This is a genomic window from Shewanella sp. JNE2 (assembly GCF_023159115.1).
Lineage (GTDB): Bacteria > Pseudomonadota > Gammaproteobacteria > Enterobacterales > Shewanellaceae > Shewanella > Shewanella putrefaciens.
The window spans coordinates 2,979,090-2,996,422 of record NZ_CP096169.1 but is presented as its reverse complement, the minus strand read 5'-3'; the positions used below and the strand labels follow the sequence as shown (position 1 = coordinate 2,996,422).

Annotated in this window: 16 protein-coding genes; all 16 read left to right on the top strand. The window is 40.3% G+C overall.

The genetic code is table 11. The features are described from left to right. Positions 1–50 precede the first annotated feature (50 nt). The 16 genes from MZ182_RS13365 (at position 51) to MZ182_RS13290 (ending at position 17,272) form a co-directional block, all read left to right on the top strand. On the top strand, positions 51–1,079 hold the full coding sequence (locus tag MZ182_RS13365) for an IS630 family transposase (protein WP_248067225.1): 1,029 nt from the start codon (positions 51–53) through the stop codon (positions 1,077–1,079). A gap of 297 nt (positions 1,080–1,376) precedes the next feature. Next, positions 1,377–2,507, top strand: coding sequence for an ISAs1 family transposase (locus tag MZ182_RS13360; RefSeq protein ID WP_248067222.1), 1,131 nt, complete (start codon positions 1,377–1,379; stop codon positions 2,505–2,507). Positions 2,508–2,878: 371 nt separating this feature from the next. Next, positions 2,879–4,036: a CDP-glycerol glycerophosphotransferase family protein gene (locus MZ182_RS13355; protein ID WP_248067219.1), complete on the top strand. Its 1,158-nt coding sequence runs from the start codon at positions 2,879–2,881 to the stop codon at positions 4,034–4,036. Further along, a complete protein-coding gene (locus MZ182_RS13350) occupies positions 4,033–5,256 on the top strand; it encodes a hypothetical protein (protein WP_248067218.1) in 1,224 nt (407 codons plus the stop codon). Before MZ182_RS13355 ends, MZ182_RS13350 begins: the two co-directional genes overlap by 4 nt. Continuing rightward, a complete protein-coding gene (locus MZ182_RS13345; protein ID WP_248067216.1) occupies positions 5,240–6,133 on the top strand; it encodes a glycosyltransferase family 2 protein in 894 nt (297 codons plus the stop codon). The genes MZ182_RS13350 and MZ182_RS13345 overlap by 17 nt, the downstream gene beginning before the upstream one ends. Beyond that, entirely contained in the window at positions 6,130–6,276 is a 147-nt protein-coding gene (locus MZ182_RS13340) for a hypothetical protein (RefSeq protein ID WP_248067215.1), read from the top strand. Before MZ182_RS13345 ends, MZ182_RS13340 begins: the two co-directional genes overlap by 4 nt. Then, positions 6,228–6,668, top strand: a complete 441-nt coding sequence (locus MZ182_RS13335; protein ID WP_319648829.1) for a glycosyltransferase — start codon at positions 6,228–6,230, stop codon at positions 6,666–6,668. Before MZ182_RS13340 ends, MZ182_RS13335 begins: the two co-directional genes overlap by 49 nt. Positions 6,669–6,692: 24 nt before the next feature. Next, positions 6,693–7,787, top strand: coding sequence for a glycosyltransferase (locus MZ182_RS13330; protein ID WP_248067213.1), 1,095 nt, complete (start codon positions 6,693–6,695; stop codon positions 7,785–7,787). Positions 7,788–7,810: 23 nt separating this feature from the next. Further along, positions 7,811–8,848, top strand: a complete 1,038-nt coding sequence (locus MZ182_RS13325) for a polysaccharide biosynthesis protein (protein ID WP_248067211.1) — start codon at positions 7,811–7,813, stop codon at positions 8,846–8,848. Then, positions 8,849–9,952 carry a UDP-2-acetamido-2,6-beta-L-arabino-hexul-4-ose reductase gene (wbjC, locus tag MZ182_RS13320; RefSeq protein WP_248067209.1) on the top strand — a complete coding sequence of 368 codons (1,104 nt, stop codon included), beginning with the start codon at positions 8,849–8,851 and terminating at the stop codon, positions 9,950–9,952. It abuts the gene before it with no gap. A gap of 38 nt (positions 9,953–9,990) precedes the next feature. After that, positions 9,991–11,121 (top strand): non-hydrolyzing UDP-N-acetylglucosamine 2-epimerase, encoded by a 1,131-nt coding sequence (gene wecB, locus MZ182_RS13315; RefSeq protein ID WP_248067208.1) that lies wholly within the window; start codon positions 9,991–9,993, stop codon positions 11,119–11,121. Between the two features lie 68 nt (positions 11,122–11,189). Continuing rightward, positions 11,190–12,398, top strand: coding sequence for a glycosyltransferase family 4 protein (locus tag MZ182_RS13310; protein WP_248067206.1), 1,209 nt, complete (start codon positions 11,190–11,192; stop codon positions 12,396–12,398). Further along, positions 12,395–13,009, top strand: a complete 615-nt coding sequence (locus MZ182_RS13305; RefSeq protein WP_264302692.1) for a sugar transferase — start codon at positions 12,395–12,397, stop codon at positions 13,007–13,009. The genes MZ182_RS13310 and MZ182_RS13305 overlap by 4 nt, the downstream gene beginning before the upstream one ends. Continuing rightward, positions 12,999–13,658: an acetyltransferase gene (locus MZ182_RS13300; protein WP_248067204.1), complete on the top strand. Its 660-nt coding sequence runs from the start codon at positions 12,999–13,001 to the stop codon at positions 13,656–13,658. Before MZ182_RS13305 ends, MZ182_RS13300 begins: the two co-directional genes overlap by 11 nt. A gap of 5 nt (positions 13,659–13,663) precedes the next feature. Continuing rightward, on the top strand, positions 13,664–14,839 hold the full coding sequence (locus MZ182_RS13295) for a DegT/DnrJ/EryC1/StrS family aminotransferase (protein WP_248067201.1): 1,176 nt from the start codon (positions 13,664–13,666) through the stop codon (positions 14,837–14,839). A 492-nt stretch (positions 14,840–15,331) separates the two neighbouring features. Then, positions 15,332–17,272: a polysaccharide biosynthesis protein gene (locus MZ182_RS13290; protein WP_248067199.1), complete on the top strand. Its 1,941-nt coding sequence runs from the start codon at positions 15,332–15,334 to the stop codon at positions 17,270–17,272. Positions 17,273–17,333 lie beyond the last annotated feature (61 nt).

Here is a 17,333-nt window from a genome sequence, read left to right as displayed (position 1 = left end):
ATCATTGAAGATGCTTGATTTTTCTTTAAAGCAGGATCATGCTACGCACCATGAAAATAATACTGACTCCTCAACAGAAACAACAACTCGAAGTGATGCACGATTCAACTCGTGATGGTCGAGTGCGTGACCGCATCAAAGCGGTTTTACTTGCGTCTGAAGGCTGGAGTCAAACGATGATTTCTCAAGCGCTTCGTATTCATGAATCGACCGTTGCTCGTCATCTCAGTGACTATGTCCTCTCTGAAAAACTTAAGCCTGAAAATGGTGGTAGCCAGAGCCGACTTTCTGCTGAGCAAACCATGCAGCTTATCGAACATTTATCTGAGAAGACGTACTTTCATACCCATCAAATAGTCGCTTATGTGAAAGCCGAGTTTGGTATTCGCTATACCGTTGCAGGCATGAACAAATGGCTACATCATCACGGCTTTTCATATAAGAAGCCGAAAGGTGTACCGCACAAGTTTAATCCAGAGATGCAGCAAGCCTTTATCGAATACTACAACGAGACGCTAAGAAACAGCGAAGACCCTGTGTTATTTATGGATGCCGTTCATCCTACGCAGTCAACAAAACTCAGTTATGGCTGGATACGTAAAGGCCAAGACAAAGTGATTGAGACAACAGGCAGTCGAACTCGTCTTAATATTATCGGTGCGTTACCGCTTCAAAATATTGGCGCAACGGTGACAGACACGTATGACACGATAAACAGCGAGAGCATTGTTCGCTTCTTCTGGAAGCTCAAAAAGGAGCATTATCCGTTGGAGCAAAAAGTTCACCTAGTGCTTGATGGTGCCGCCTATCATCAGTCAGAGTTGGTGAAAAATGCGGCAAAAGTGCTCAATATCGAGCTTCATTACTTACCGCCTTACAGTCCAAATTTAAATCCAATAGAGCGGCTTTGGAAAGTGATGAATGAGCATGTGAGGTACAATATTTACTTCTCCTCCAAGACAGAATTTACTTCACCCATCAAAGAGTTTTTCGATGTAACGTTACCAGAAGTTGAAGGTACACTCGTATCCAGAATTACGGATAATTTTCAGATATTGAAACCTGTATCTTCAAGTTGAACGGGTATATAAGGTAAATAGCGATCTGAGCACCGTTATTATTACGTTGATTGCATTTAACGCAATAAGTGTTGCAAGTTTTTATTTGTATCGCAGTGGGTTCAATCCAATAACAATTATTGCCCAGGGAAAATTCATGAACATGCCCGTATTTACAGGCTTCGTAGTGTAGCAGGTTCTCAAATTTTGAACTTTATGAGTTAGCGCTATCACACAACAATCAATTATCTGATGATCGATTTGTAGATCATTTTCAGTTTTTTCTAATACCTCCATAGACAAATTGGAGGTCCAACGATGAGTAACCAGCACCCATTTATGCATTTCGATGCCATCCCAGATTATCGCCAACAAGGTAAAGTCGAGCACAAGTTAACTGATATCATTTTGTTAACAATTTGCGCGGTGCTTTCCGGTCAAGATGACTGGAAAGCTATCCATCTTTACGGCACTAGATGGTTAGATTTTCTCAAACGCTTTGGTGATTTTAGTCATGGTGTACCCTCTGCCATTACCATTGCAAGAGTGATGGGAATGATTAGCGCGACACGCTTACAAAAGTGTTTTATCGAATGGATGAAATCCTGCTGTGAACTGACGGACGGTGAAGTGATCGCCATAGACGGTAAAACCGTGCGTGGCTCTTATGATGATTCCCGTGGGCTTGGTGCTATCCATATGGTTAATGCGTTTGCGACAGAGAATGGCGTGTGCCTTGGACAACATAAAGTTTACGAGAAGTCCAATGAGATAACCGCTATCCCTGAGTTGCTTCAACTGCTTGATATATCGGGTTGTTTAGTCACAATTGATGCGATGGGATGCCAAAAGAAAATCGCGCAAAAGATCCTTGAAAAAAACGCTGATTACTTGCTGGCCGTGAAAGGAAATCAAGGCCGACTTGAGCAAGCTTTTGATAACTATTTTGATATGAGCATGCTGCAAAAACATGATGGTGATTCTTACAGTACCCAAGAAAAATCGCGAGGCAGACAGGAAACACGACTGGCTTTAGTGAATGAAGATTTAAGTGTTTTGGGCGATCTTGAGTTTGATTGGCCAGGGCTAAAAACGATGGGAATTGTGGTATCGATTAGACAAGAATCAGCAGTGGCCCAAGAGTCAGAAGTAACGGTGCGATATTATATTAGTTCGAAAGCGCTCAGTGCTAAAGAATTGTTAAATGCTTCACGCTCGCACTGGTTAGTCGAGTCGATGCATTGGATGTTGGATACTGCATTTGGTGAAGATGCTTGCCGTAAACGAGCGGAAGAACGAGCAGAGAATTTCGCAAGGATCAGACAGATGTGTTTAAACATGCTAAAAAGTGAAACGACACTAAAAGCGAGTATTAAACACAAAAGAGCGATGTGCGCGATGGATCCGGAGTACCTTTTGAAGGTTCTGGGAAGCCTTTATTTACGGTAATGTTCATGATTTTTCCGTGGTATTCTTTCCGAGAAATACGATATTTTTAAATTGTTTTGGACTAGTAAGGTAGTGACAAAACTATACCAAAGATATCCGTATTTTATATATCATTATATGATATATAAAATTTTGAATGATTGTCAGGAATTCAGAAAAGACTTCAATACTATGCAATTTTTTAGTAGTCGTCCGCCTCACTATCTACAAGAGATTGGTCTTTATTCTGCTGTGTCAAGTGATGTGATCAATAGACTAAAGTTAAGTGACAACTTATTGTTTAAACTTACCTATAAACAATCTGAGGTTAAAGGCAGTAGTCATCAGACAGTCTTGGAGTACTTAATTAACAGTCGAAACCTGGAGTGAGCATGCAGAAGGTATTTACTTTTCTAAGAGTTATTTTTGGTTTGTTAATCAAACCTGTGATGTTTCTCTTGCCTGTGAATAATAATATTTGGGTATTTGGTTCTTGGTTTGGAAAAAGGTACTCAGATAACCCTAAATATTTATATGAATACGTGATAAACAATACTGGTATAAAAGCTTACTGGATTGTGAAAGATAGAGAGCTAGAGAGTGAATTGTGTGAGGCCGGAGTTAATGCTTTCTACTATCTTAGTTTAAAGGGAATATGGGTACAATGCCGGGCATCAATGGCTTTTGTAAGCCACTCAATAAGTTCGGACTTGTTACCGATTGCAATTTCTCCTAAGTGTAAGCGAGTGCAGTTATGGCATGGTTTCCCGTTCAAGAAAATAGGCTATGATGACGATAAGTTTAGTAAGCTAAATCGATTTGGGCGTCGATTTTCCATATTATTTTCTTATTTAAATAACGATTACTATACGATAGCAGTGTCATCAGGAGAAAAATGCAAAAGTAGGTTTTCTACAGCTTTCAACTTGCCAATGGATCGAGTTTTGTCTTTAGGTTTCGTTCGTAATGATATATTTCATTACGAGCCATTATTCGATAAAAAAATCACGAGAAAAATTATTTACATGCCCACCTTTCGTGGGGAATATAATAGTTATTTTTCTGCTATTAGTTCTGACGAACTGATTAGTTTGAATATTGTACTTAAGGAAAATGATTTTCAACTTGATCTTAGAATTCATCCAGCTAATCTTATTGATGAAGCAACTTTGAAAGCGCTTGAATTTTGTGAAAATATAAAAATTTCATCTAGTGACGATATATATGAATCTATATGTGATTATGATGAATTAGTGACTGACTTCTCAAGCGTTATGTTTGACTTCTCAATCTTAAATAAACCTGTGATTTTTGATTTGCGTGGTGTAGAAGAATATTTAGCAAGGGATAGGGGGGTTTATGCAGGTGATAGCTTTCACTGTGGAAGTTTGACATTTAAAACATGGGCACAGTTATTTGATATTCTTGCGAATGACTTGGCTGTAAATGTTGATAATAACTCTTTGAAATGTTGTGTTTCAGCGAACTTGGAACCTGGATCGTGTGAAAGGACTTATATGGCTTCTGTTAAGTTGTTGGATTGTATATGAAGTGGTCTATTATTACATTGATGTTCGTTGCATCTCTGGTCGGTAATTTATTTGATATATATGTGAACGGCTTTCCAATAAGGCAGTTAACATTCCTTTTTTTAGTGATCTCTATTTTTTGTAAAATAATAAAATCACCTAAACTAGATTGCCTTTCGTCTTTATTAGCTATGTTTGTTGTTGCAGTATTGGGTATGTTATATTCCTTGGTGTTAGGTACTCATCCAACAGATTACTTGGGTGAATTAATGCCGTATATTTTTCCAGTGCTATCTTATTCTGTTTATAGATATATTTCGAAACGAGATTTAAATTCTGTTTTTTCTGTGTCTTCGTATTTTTTATTTTTATTTTCTCTTGTGCATGTAATCTACTTGGTTCTTTATTTCTTGAACTCAGGTGCTTCAGATGTTTATTACTCCATGGTTAAGTTTTATTTTGATAGTGCAAAGGATTTAGAAGCATTACCTGACCTTAGAAGCTATTATTTTGTACCTCGATTACAGGTGGGCATGTCAATATTAATTTTCTTTTCGCTATATTTAAAAATTGACATGGATATTTTAAAATATAGTAGGGTAAGATTTAGTTTATCATTTGTTGTTATTATTCTAGCTTTGTTAATAATGCAATCCAGAGCAATTTTTTTTAGTGTTTTTGCATTTTTTATCTTGGCGAAATTATTTGAGTATTTATATTGCAATGTCCGTAATAAACCATTATTAGCGTCAATCTTGATATTTTTGTCATTGATTATTCCTCAAGTTTTGACTGCTATTGTTATTAGTTTTGATTTTGTAACATATTTTGGTCTTACGAGAGATAATATTGGAGATAGTGAAAGGCTTACTCAAATTAAATCGTTCGCAGAAGCGTTAAATTACAATCCAATTTTTGGCACAGGACTTGGTTCTCCGTCTTCTTATTTGAGGTCTCCGGACTCTCCTTGGCTTTATGAATTGGGCATTTTGTCATTGGTGTATAAGTTGGGTTTTTTTGGAATCACATCCCTTCTATTTTTTCTGCTGTTTTTTTCGTTTTTTGTAAAGCCAATAAATAGTAACTTTGACTTTAAGAGGTCTGCATATAATGTTTCTTTTTTGTTTTGTTTTCTATTTGCTTCGAATACAAATCCTTATTTGCAGAATTTTGCAGGTGGGTTGATTTTGATGCTCACACTAATTAATATGATGGATATCAATAATGTCAAAAGAAAATAAAGAAGTTATAATTCTTCTTGCTGCATATAATGGTGAGCAATATGTTAAAGAACAACTGGATTCGATAGTTAATCAAGACTATACCTATTTTAGAGTTCTAATGTCTGATGATGGATCTTCAGATCGTACAGTTAGGATCCTAAAAGATTATGCTCTTAAAGATGATAGATTTATTTTTTTAAACTCCAATCGTAAGGGGGGGGTTGTTGGCAATTTTTGTTATCTTTTGCGCGAAGTCTCAAATTACTCTAACGTTATATATATGTTTAGTGACCAGGATGACTATTGGTTACCAGACAAAATATCACAAAGTTTGTCTTTTTTTGAAGAGCATTCTAAAAATTTACCCACAGTTCTATACACCAATTTAAAAGTCGTTGATAAAAAGCTTAATGTTATTAATGAGGACTTTTATCGTTATACAAAAGTGGATCCTAATCGAAATTCTAATAAGATGAATATTAAGTGGGTTTCGTCTGTGTATGGTTGTACAGTAATGTTTAATAAATCTCTTTTGGATATAATGTTAGATTTTCCGAGAAGCATTACTATGCATGACCATTGGGCGGCCGTATGTGCGGTAAAATATGGTCAACTTATTTTTCTTGATAGACCTACTTTACTTTATAGGCAGCATGATAATAATCAAGTTGGAGCTATCCGTAATGGTATTTTTGGGAAGTTGAAGCAAGTTAAAAGTCTGATAGCAAGAATGAGGAAATATAAAAGTAGTGTTATTTCTATGAACGTGACAGACGTTTCCACAATGAAGGCGAGAATTAAATGCGCTCGAGAAATAGCTGTGCTGAATGGTGTTAGTACACCGTATAAGTTAGTGCTGGCTTTTTTTGTCTTGTTTGATAAGGAAGATAAATGAACGTACTGGTAAATGCTACAGCTTTAAATCACTCTGGAGCTAAAACAATTCTAGAGCAGTTTATGAGACATGCTGCAAAGAATGGTCGCTTGATATATATGGACAAGGTGAGCTGCATTCCAAGCTTTCCGCAGAAATCATAAATGCTGATTTACAAGATAGAGTTAGAATTTTACCTCCAGTAGATGATTTGAGTTTGGTATATCTGAACGCTAAAGCATTATTGATGACTTCTTACTATGAGGGAATGCCAATGGTAATGTTAGAAGCGTTATTATTTGGTGTGCCGTGCATTTCTTTTAACTGTCATAGTGGTCCATCTGATTTGATTGAAGATAGTATAAATGGCTTTTTGGTAAATCAACGGGATATTGATTTATTTGCATTGAGAATGAAAGATGTCATTGAAATGTCAGATGATAGATTTGTTTTGATGCGCTCAAATTCATTAGCTAAAATTGAAGAGTATAAGGTTGGCAATATTGTTGCGTGTTGGGATGAGTTGTTTAAACGCGAGTTTGATTTATTGCAATAACACTTTGTAAGAAAAGTAATTACCATGAGTAAAATTAAAAAAATTATTGTTAACGCCACTGCATTATCCACTGGCGGTGCACTGACTATCCTTCGACAGTTTATTGCCTACGCAGCATTAACTGATAAAAAATATCTTATTTTTGCACCTGTCGGGGTGTTACTCGATGCACATGCAAATATTGATTATGTTGAGGTGGATACCAAATCATGGATGAAACGGATCTGGTGGGATAGTTTTGGTTTAAAGCACTATATAAAGCAACATAACATCGAACCTGAGTTGTGTATTTCATTACAAAACACCTCGGTGAATGTTGGCTGTCAACAATTAATCTACTTACATCAGCCCCTTCCTTTTACAACTGTTAAGTATCTTTTTAATAAGGAAACAATAAAATACTTTTTATATAAATGGTTTTATAAATTTTTTATTTTCTTATTTGTCACTAAGTGTACACGATTTGTCGTGCAAACACAGTGGATGAAGGCAGCGCTAGCGCAATGTGGAGTGGCAGAAAGCAATATTTCAGTATTTACACCGGATATCAAGTTGCCAGATGGGTATCAAAACAAGAGCTCAGAACAAACACAACGGCTAACTACTGAGCAAATTACTTTTTTTTATCCAGCATCCTCGCTTTTTTATAAAAATCACTTATTGATTTTGGATGCATTAGTGTTGCTTAACACCAGGCAGTTAGACAAGACTGTTCAATTTGCGGTTACATTAACCTTTGGTGATTACTCGGTATTTGATGAAAAAGTGCAGCAATTAGGGCTGAGTGATAATGTGGTCTATTTAGGTGTGATGTCCTATGAGCAAGTGATTGAGCATTATATTTCAGCCGATGCAGTGTTATTCCCCAGCTATATAGAAACCTTCGGATTACCGCTTGCTGAGGCGGGAGTGTTAGGTAAAAAAATCATCTGTGCAGATTTACCTTATTCCAGGGATGTATTGACAGGTTACCAAGGTGCGATCTTCTTAGATTATCAAGATGCAACTAAATGGGCAGATGAAATGGAAACTATTATTAGGCAGGAAACAGTATTGCAGTTTACTCCTTTGTCATTTGCACAGTGTGCAACGTGGGAAGATTTCTTTGATTTTATTTAAATTTTAATTATTTTGAGGTTGGTATGTTTAACAATAAAGTGCTTTTGATCACCGGTGGTACCGGTTCGTTTGGCAATGCAGTACTGCGCCGTTTTTTAAATACCGACATAAAAGAAATTCGAATTTTCTCCCGTGATGAGAAAAAGCAAGATGATATGCGTAAAAAATATAATAATTCTAAATTGAAATTTTATATTGGTGATGTACGCGATTATCAAAGTATCTTAAATGCTACTCGTGGTGTGGACTATATCTATCATGCTGCTGCGCTTAAGCAGGTGCCTTCGTGTGAATTTCACCCCATGGAAGCTGTAAAGACTAATGTGCTAGGTACTGAAAATGTGCTTGAAGCGGCGATTCAAAACGAAGTTAAACGTATTGTATGCTTAAGTACTGATAAAGCTGTTTATCCAATCAATGCCATGGGCATTTCCAAGGCGATGATGGAAAAGGTAATCGTTGCTAAGTCGCGTAATGTCGATCCTAATAAAACTGTTATTTCAGCTACACGTTACGGAAATGTGATGGCTTCGCGCGGTTCGGTGATCCCACTTTTTTTACGTCAAATCATTAACGAGCAAGCTATTACCGTTACTGACCCCAATATGACTCGCTTTATGATGACGCTCGATGATGCAGTTGATCTGGTTTTGCATGCTTTTGAACATGGCACCAATGGCGATATTTTTGTGCAAAAGGCCCCGGCTGCCACTATCGATGTGTTAGTTAAAGCCTTACTGCAGATTACGGGTAAACCCGAACATCAAGTGAATGTGATTGGCACCCGTCATGGTGAAAAGCTGTACGAAGCCTTGTGTAGTCGCGAAGAGATGTTTGTTGCTGAAGATCAAGGTGGTTATTTCCGTATCCCTTCCGACAACCGTGACCTAAACTACGCAAAATACAACGAGGAAGGCGAGAAAAATTTGTCGGTGATTGAGGATTACAATTCTCACAATACCGAACGTTTAGATGTTGATGGTATGGTGAAATTGCTGCATAAACTCGATATTATCCGTGATATTGAGGCGGGTAGTTTTGTTGTTCCTGAGGGGGTTTGAATGAAAATTGTCGTTACCGGTGCACAAGGTTTTATTGGTAAAAATCTTTGTGTAATGCTGCGCGAGCATGGCTATCAAGATATCATCGAAGTTGACCGTGAAACTTCTCGTGACGAACTTTCTACTTATATTGCTGAAGCTGATTTTGTATATCATTTAGCAGGTATTAATCGCCCAAAAGATGATGCAGAATTTCAACAGGATAATGCGAACTTAACTCGTTTTATTGTTGAAAAACTTACACTGAGCGGGAAATATGCCCCTTTAATGCTAAGTTCCTCAAGTCAGGCAACATGCGAAAATCCTTATGGTAAAAGTAAGCTGCTAGCGGAACAAGCGGTCGAGCAATATGGTAATGACACAGGGGCAGCTTACTATATTTATCGCTTCCCCAATGTATTTGGTAAATGGTGTAAGCCAAACTATAACTCTTTTGTGGCTACCTTTTGCTATAACACGCTTAATGGTTTAGATATCACTATTAACGATCCATTAGCGCCTGTGACCTTAGTTTATATTGATGATGTCTGCAGAAGCTTAATTTCACTCTTAGTCGGCAGTGAGTCTCATGGTTTCAAGTCTGTAGCGCCAGAATATCCTACGACTGTGGGTGAGGTGGCTGATTTATTACACAGCTTTAAAGTAAGTCGAGATAACTTAGTCACTGAAAATGTTGGCATGGGTTTGTGCCGGGCGCTTTACTCTACTTACATAAGCTATATGTCACCTGAGCAATTCAGCTATTCAATTCCAAGCTATGGTGACCAGCGTGGGGTGTTTAGTGAAATACTTAAAACCAAAGAAGCGGGGCAGTTCTCATTTTTTACGGCTCACCCTGGGATTACTCGTGGCGGCCATTATCACCATACTAAAAATGAAAAATTCTTGGTTGTGAAAGGCCAAGCGTTATTCAAATTTGAACACATCGCTACAGGTGAACGCTATGAGCTTAAAACAGATAGCAGCTCACCGCGAATAGTGGAAACTGTTCCCGGTTGGTCACACGACATTACCAATGTCGGTGATGAAGAGATGATTGTAATGCTTTGGGCTAATGAGATTTTTGATCGTGAAGCACCAGATACATTTGCACGCCCACTTTAGTCCTGCAATTTTTATATGAATATTTGGCAGAAAGTAAAATGAAAAAATTAAAAGTTATGTCAGTCGTGGGCACGCGCCCAGAGATTATTCGTTTATCCCGTGTACTGGCTAAATTAGATGAGCACTGTGAACATATTTTGGTTCACACAGGTCAAAACTACGATTTTGAGCTCAATGAAGTATTTTTTAATGATTTGGGTGTGCGTAAACCTGATTATTTTTTAAATGCAGCTGGGAAAAATGCCGCAGAAACTATTGGTCAGGTCATTATTAAAGTTGACCAAGTATTAGAAGAAGTTGATCCTGAAGCAATGCTGGTGCTGGGTGATACCAATTCTTGCCTCTCCGCTATCCCTGCGAAACGCCGCAAAGTGCCGATTTTCCATATGGAAGCAGGAAATCGCTGCTTTGATCAGCGCGTGCCTGAAGAGACGAATCGCCGTATTGTCGATCATACTGCTGATATCAATCTTACTTACAGTACCATTGCCCGTGATTACTTATTGGCTGAGGGCATACCTGCAGATCGTGTGATTAAAACCGGTAGCCCCATGTTTGAAGTGCTCAACCACTACATGCCTCAAATTGATAGCTCTGATGTACTGGAACGCTTGAGTTTACAGCAAGGCAAATTCTTTGTGGTAAGTGCTCATCGTGAAGAAAACGTCGATTCGCCTAAACAATTAGCCAAGCTTGCTGAAACCTTAAATACGGTTGCTGCGCACTATAATCTACCTGTTATTGTGTCAACCCATCCTCGCACACGTAACCGGATTGAGGCTCAGGGAATTCAGTTTCATCCGAACATTCAATTATTAAAACCCCTCGGTTTTCATGATTACAATCATCTTCAAAAAAATGCTAAAGCAGTGCTTTCTGACAGTGGTACGATTAATGAGGAATCGTCCATCATGAACTTCCCTGCGCTTAATCTGCGTGAAGCTCATGAGCGTCCAGAGGGAATGGAAGAGGCTTCAGTAATGATGGTTGGCCTTGCGGTTGAACGTGTAATGCAAGGATTAGCTGTTTTAGAAACACAGCACTCTGGTGATTTGCGTGATTTACGTCTGGTCTCTGATTACAGCATGCCGAATGTGGCCGATAAAGTAGTACGTATAATTCATAGTTATCGCGATTATGTAATGCGAACGGTGTGGAAGCAGTATTAATGATTGAAGAATGTAGGAGAGTTTTCTCCTACATATTTTATTTGCAATATTAATAAGATAATAGCATTTTGAAAATATTAATCGTTACACAGTGGTTTGACCCTGAGCCAACATTTAAAGGCTTACTTTTTGCAAAAAAACTCGTTGAGAATGGTCATCAAGTTGAGGTTATTACAGGTTTCCCCAATTATCCTGGTGGCAAAGTATATGATGGTTATAAGATCAAAGCCTATCAAAAAGAGTTAATTGATGGCGTTGTTGTTCATCGTGTACCGCTGTATCCAAGCCATGATGGCTCAGCATTTAGACGAATTTTAAATTATGTTTCTTTTGCTGCAAGCTCCCTTCTATGTGGCTTATTTAAAGTCAGCAAGCCAGATGTGATTTATAGCTATCATCCGCCACTTACAACTTCGCTCAGCGCTCTTTTTATTGGCATGTTCAGACGAGTGCCCTTTATTACTGATATTCAAGATTTGTGGCCGGATACTTTAGCGGCAACTGGAATGCTGACAAACCCCAAAGCGTTGGCTATTGTCGAGAAGGTTTGTCAGTTTGTTTATCACCGTGCGGCGAAGAACGTTGTGCTATCACCAGGTTTTAAAGCGCGATTAGTAGCTAAGGGTATTTCAGATTCAAAAATTGAGTTAATTTATAATTGGTGTGATGAAAGTGCATTGATGAATTCTCGTGCAACGCAGTTGTCACTCCCAACCAATGATAAATTAAATATTGTATTCGCTGGTAACTTGGGGTTTGCGCAAGGGTTACCTGCCATCGTCGAGGCTGCTCATTTACTTAGTCAGCGCAATGTTAGCGCTAATTTGGTGTTGATTGGTGATGGAGTGGCAAAAGCAGCAGCACAACAACAAGCTGCAGAACTGAATCTTGATAACATCTATTTTTTACCAAGAGTCCCCATGCAAGAGGTTGGTACTTTACTAAAAGCCGCTGATGCACTTTTAGTTCATTTGACTGATGATGAACTTTTTTCAATTACAATCCCATCTCGTACTCAAGCATATTTAGCTGTTGGCAAGCCAATTGTTATGGGAGTTGATGGCGATGCAGCGCAATTGATAAAAGCTGCCCAAGCTGGTGTAAGCTGTAAAGCCAATTCAGCTAAATCATTGGCTAATGCGGTTGAGCAATTGGTTAAATTGAATGCTGATGAACGTCAGCAAATGGCAAAAAATGCACATGATTTTTATCATAAACACTTATCGTTAGCGCATGGGGTTAAAAAATTCGTCGCTGTATTTGAGGAGGTAAAGTGAAACGCTTATTCGATATGGTTGCCTCCTTTTGCGCGCTATTATTGTTGTCCCCAATCATAGCTTTAGTGGCATGGAAAATTCGCAAAAACCTTGGCTCGCCAGTGTTGTTTCGCCAAACTCGCCCCGGCTTGCATGGTAAGCCGTTTGAAATGGTAAAGTTTCGCACTATGAAAGATGCAACTGATGAGCAGGGCAACATTTTGCCAGATGCTGAGCGTATGACGCCGTTTGGCGATAAATTGCGCAACTCAAGCCTTGATGAGTTGCCCGAGTTGTGGAATGTACTAAAGGGGGAAATGAGCTTGGTTGGCCCGCGTCCGCTGTTGATGCAATATTTGCCGCTGTATAGTAAAGAGCAAGCACGTCGCCATGAAGTGCGCCCAGGTGTTACTGGGTGGGCACAAATAAATGGTCGCAATGCCATTAGTTGGGAAAAGAAATTTAAACTCGATGTTTGGTATGTAGATAACCACTCTTTTTGGCTTGATTTCAAAATTTTATTGTTAACGGTAAAAAAGGTATTTGTCAAAGAAGGCATTTCGGCCGATGGTCATGTCACCATTGCCCCATTCACAGGGCAAGAGCAGCAAGGCACAGGCAATGAACGCTAAGCCCGTGAATAAACACTTGCTTGGACCCTGCGCGATTCTCGGTGCCAGTGGCCACGGAAAAGTGATTGCTGAAATGGCCGAGCTCAATGGTTATCCTGATATTCATTTTTATGATGATCGCTGGCCAGAGCTCAAGCAAGTCGAACACTGGCCAGTATTGGGGAACAGTAATGCTTTAATCAATCAAGTGGCTAACTACTCAAATGTGGTTGTTGCTATAGGTCATAACGCCACTCGTTTAGAGAAATTCCATCAACTCTTTGTCCAAGGGGCACGCTGTTTACCTTTGGTTCACCCTAGTGCTATTGTCAGCCGCTATGCGGATCTAGAGGGTGGCACTGTGGTGATGGCCGGAGCGGTAATTAACCCCTTTTGCCGCATTGGCAAAGCCTGCATCATCAATACTGCTGCCACGGTGGATCACGATTGTGTAATTGCTGACGGTTCGCACCTTAGCCCAGGTGCGCATCTCGCCGGTGGAGTTGAAGTGGCTGAGGCTAGCTGGCTTGGTATTGGCTGTCAAATTAAGCAATTGATAAAAATTGGTTCAAACGCAGTTGTCGCAGCAGGAGCAACAGTGATCCACGATGTTTTAAATAATCAGACAGTGGCGGGTGTTCCCGCCAAACCCATTTGTCGTAAGGAATAATGACAGTGTTAAATACGCAATTTTCCCCTTGGCCGAGCTTTACCCAAGAAGAGGCCGATGCAGTCAGCCGTGTGCTGCTCTCAAACAAAGTCAATTACTGGACTGGCAACGAATGCCGCGAATTTGAAAAAGAGTTTGCTGAGTGGACTGGTACTGAATATGCCATTGCCTTAAGTAATGGTACGTTAGCACTAGATGTTGCTCTTAAAGCTCTCGGTGTAGGTATTGGTGATGATGTGATTGTTACGCCACGTACCTTCTTGGCTTCAGCTTCAACAGTCGTTACCGCTGGTGCAAATCCTGTATTTGCTGATGTTGATCTCAATAGCCAAAACATCACGGCTGAGACTATTGAAGCCGTTTTGACTCAAAATACCAAGGCTGTGATTGTGGTTCATTTGGCTGGTATGCCAGCAGATATGGACCCCATTATGGCGCTTGCTAATAAGCATGGCTTCGCTGTCATTGAAGATTGTGCCCAAGCGCACGGTGCCAAATATAAAGGCCGCAGTGTCGGCACCATTGGCCACATTGGCGCGTGGTCATTTTGTCAGGATAAAATCATGACTACCGGTGGTGAAGGAGGCATGGTAACAACCAATGACAAAGCGCTTTGGTCGGCCATGTGGTCTTATAAAGATCATGGCAAGAGTTATGATGCGATTTATAACCGCCAGCATCCGCCTGGATTCCGTTGGCTGCATGAAAGTTTTGGCACCAACTGGCGCATGACTGAGATCCAAGGTGTATTAGGCCGTATTCAGCTTAAACGTATGGTGGATTGGACTGCAACACGGCAGCATAACGGCAAACTGATTGATCAAGCGGTAGCGGATTTAGCCATTGTGCGGTGTGTGGATGTCGCGGATTATATTGAGCATGCAGAGTACAAGCATTATCTATTCGTCAACCCTGAGCAACTTAAAGAAGGTTGGAGCCGTGATCGCATCGTTGAAGAAATCAACGCAGCGGGTGTACCTGCGTATCAAGGCAGTTGTTCAGAAATTTATCTTGAAAAAGCTTTTGATAACACGCCGTGGCGCCCAGCTGAGCGCTTACCCAATGCTGTGCTGCTCGGTGAAACCAGTTTAATGTTCCTTGTTCATCCCACATTAACTGCAGCAGAAATGCAAAAAAGCTGTGATGTCATTCGCCGTGTATTGATGTCTGCTCAAAAGTAGTCCCTTTAGGCCTATCTATTTGTGGTTTAACGCTAGGCGGTTGTTTTGTAACGTTTAGCGTTTTTGTTATCTGTCTCAAATTTGATGAACGGCCGAAAAAACTGTCTCAGGGCTGTTTTGTGCAGCGATGTGTTCTGCCATGTTGCGCCGATTTCGGAGCCTATTTTCGCCGCGAGCTCTATGAGTCAGTCGGTGGCTGGTGCGTTGAGCGGTGTTTTTAGGTGGCAGGATCTGGTTGTGGTTTACTCGCGAAGGATGCATCCTTCCCTGCTTGGTTTGCGTAGCCAAAATGTTGAGTGTGGTAACGCTACATTCGACCCTTTTTAAGAAATGAATGTGGTGAACTGTTGAATACCTCTCAGACGGTGCCACGGTGTTGCATCTTAAATCCTATCATGGTGCTATAATGCGGCTCCCTGATGTATCGGGCGGTGTCGTGTACACGACAGTGTTATTGGTTAACTTATGAAGAAAATGTCATTGGAGCAAAAGATGGAATTTTTGCAGTTTTTATTCTCGTTAAAACGGTCGCAAAAGCGTGTTGTCAGTGTCGCAATTGACTCTGTTTTTCTGCTGTTTGCCTTTTGGTTTGCGTTATTAGTTCGTGTAGAACACTTGGCGGTGTTAGGCAATATCCACTACTGGGGACTTATTGCGCTTACTATTCCAGTCAGTATTGTTGGCTTTGTGAGGTTGGGGCTTTATCGCGCTGTACTACGTTATATTGGCTCGCAAGCCTTTACGGCGATTGTTGCGGGGGTGGGTATTTCCACTATTGCCCTTGTTTTACTTGCCTATTATGGCAATGTTGATTTGCCTCGTACTGTTCCCTTAATTTATGCTGCGTTTGCCCTCGTTTTTGTTGGCGGCGCGCGCTCGCTTATGCGGTCTTTAGTTGGGGCGGGGATGAGCCGTCGTGGTGAACCTGTAGTAATTTATGGTGCTGGTGTGAGTGGTCGTCAAACCGCTATTGCCCTTGCGCAAAGCCATGAATATCATCCAATTGCCTTTGTTGATGATGATGAAACCTTGCAGGGTACGGTAATTCAAGGCCTGCATGTACATGCGCCGCAAGAGCTGCGTAAGTTAATCAAGCAGAAAGCGACTACCCGTGTATTGCTTGCAATGCCGAGTGCTTCGCGTTCACGTAGGCAAGAGATTATCAATCAGCTTGAACCACTTACGGTAAAAGTGATGACCTTACCCGCTATGGCAGATCTTGTTAGTGGGGATAAATTATTTAGTGATGTAAAAGAAGTTGAAATCGAAGATTTACTGGGCCGTGATTCTGTTGCACCAAGACAAAACCTATTGACCGCTAATATCAAAAATAAAGTGGTGATGGTGACTGGGGCTGGTGGCTCGATTGGCTCTGAATTATGCCGGCAGATTTTAAAGCAGTCACCTAAAAAGCTAGTGCTATTTGAGTTATCAGAATTTGCTTTGTACTCTATTGAACGTGAGCTTTCTGCTACTGCCCATGATTTGGGTATTGATGTGGAAATTTTGCCCATGATGGGGTCTGTACAACGTGAAAATCGTGTACAAGCGGTAATGCAAGCCTTTAATGTACAAACTGTTTACCATGCAGCCGCCTACAAACATGTACCTTTAGTGGAGCATAATGTGGTTGAAGGTGTTCGCAACAACGTATTTGGTACCTTGTATACCGCTAGAGCCGCAATTGCAGCAAAAGTTGAAACCTTTGTTTTGGTTTCTACCGATAAAGCCGTGCGCCCCACTAATATTATGGGTACCACTAAACGTATGGCCGAACTGGCATTGCAGGCGCTATCTAAAGAGTCGCACCAAACGCGCTTTTGTATGGTGCGTTTTGGTAATGTGCTTGGATCATCAGGCTCAGTTGTGCCTTTGTTCCGTAAACAGATTGCTAATGGTGGCCCTGTTACTGTAACTCATCCTGAAATCACCCGCTTTTTTATGACCATTCCCGAAGCATCTCAGCTGGTTATTCAAGCAGGGGCAATGGGTAAGGGTGGCGATGTGTTTGTGCTTGATATGGGCAAGTCAGTCAAAATTGTTGATCTGGCGGCTAAAATGATCCGTCTCAGTGGTTTTGAGGTTAAAGATGAAGATCATCCACATGGCGATATTGCCATTGAGTTTAGTGGCCTACGCCCTGGTGAAAAACTCTATGAAGAATTGCTGATTGGTGATGATGTTACAGGGACAGACCATGAGCGTATTATGACGGCTCATGAGATATTTCTACCCTGGACCCAATTAGAGCAAATTCTTAATCGTTTAGATAAAGCTTGTCATGAGTTTAACCATGAGGCGATCCGTGAGATTTTGCTCTCGGCCCCGACGGGATTTGCACCTACAGATGGTATTTGCGATCTAGTCTGGCAACAAAAGAAATCGTCTAAACCTATTGATGTTAAAGCTAAAGTAGTTAATTTGGTTTCTTAGTTTAAGTCATTTTTAAAAAGCCAAATCAGGTCTGATTTGGCTTTTTTCGTTTATAACTGTT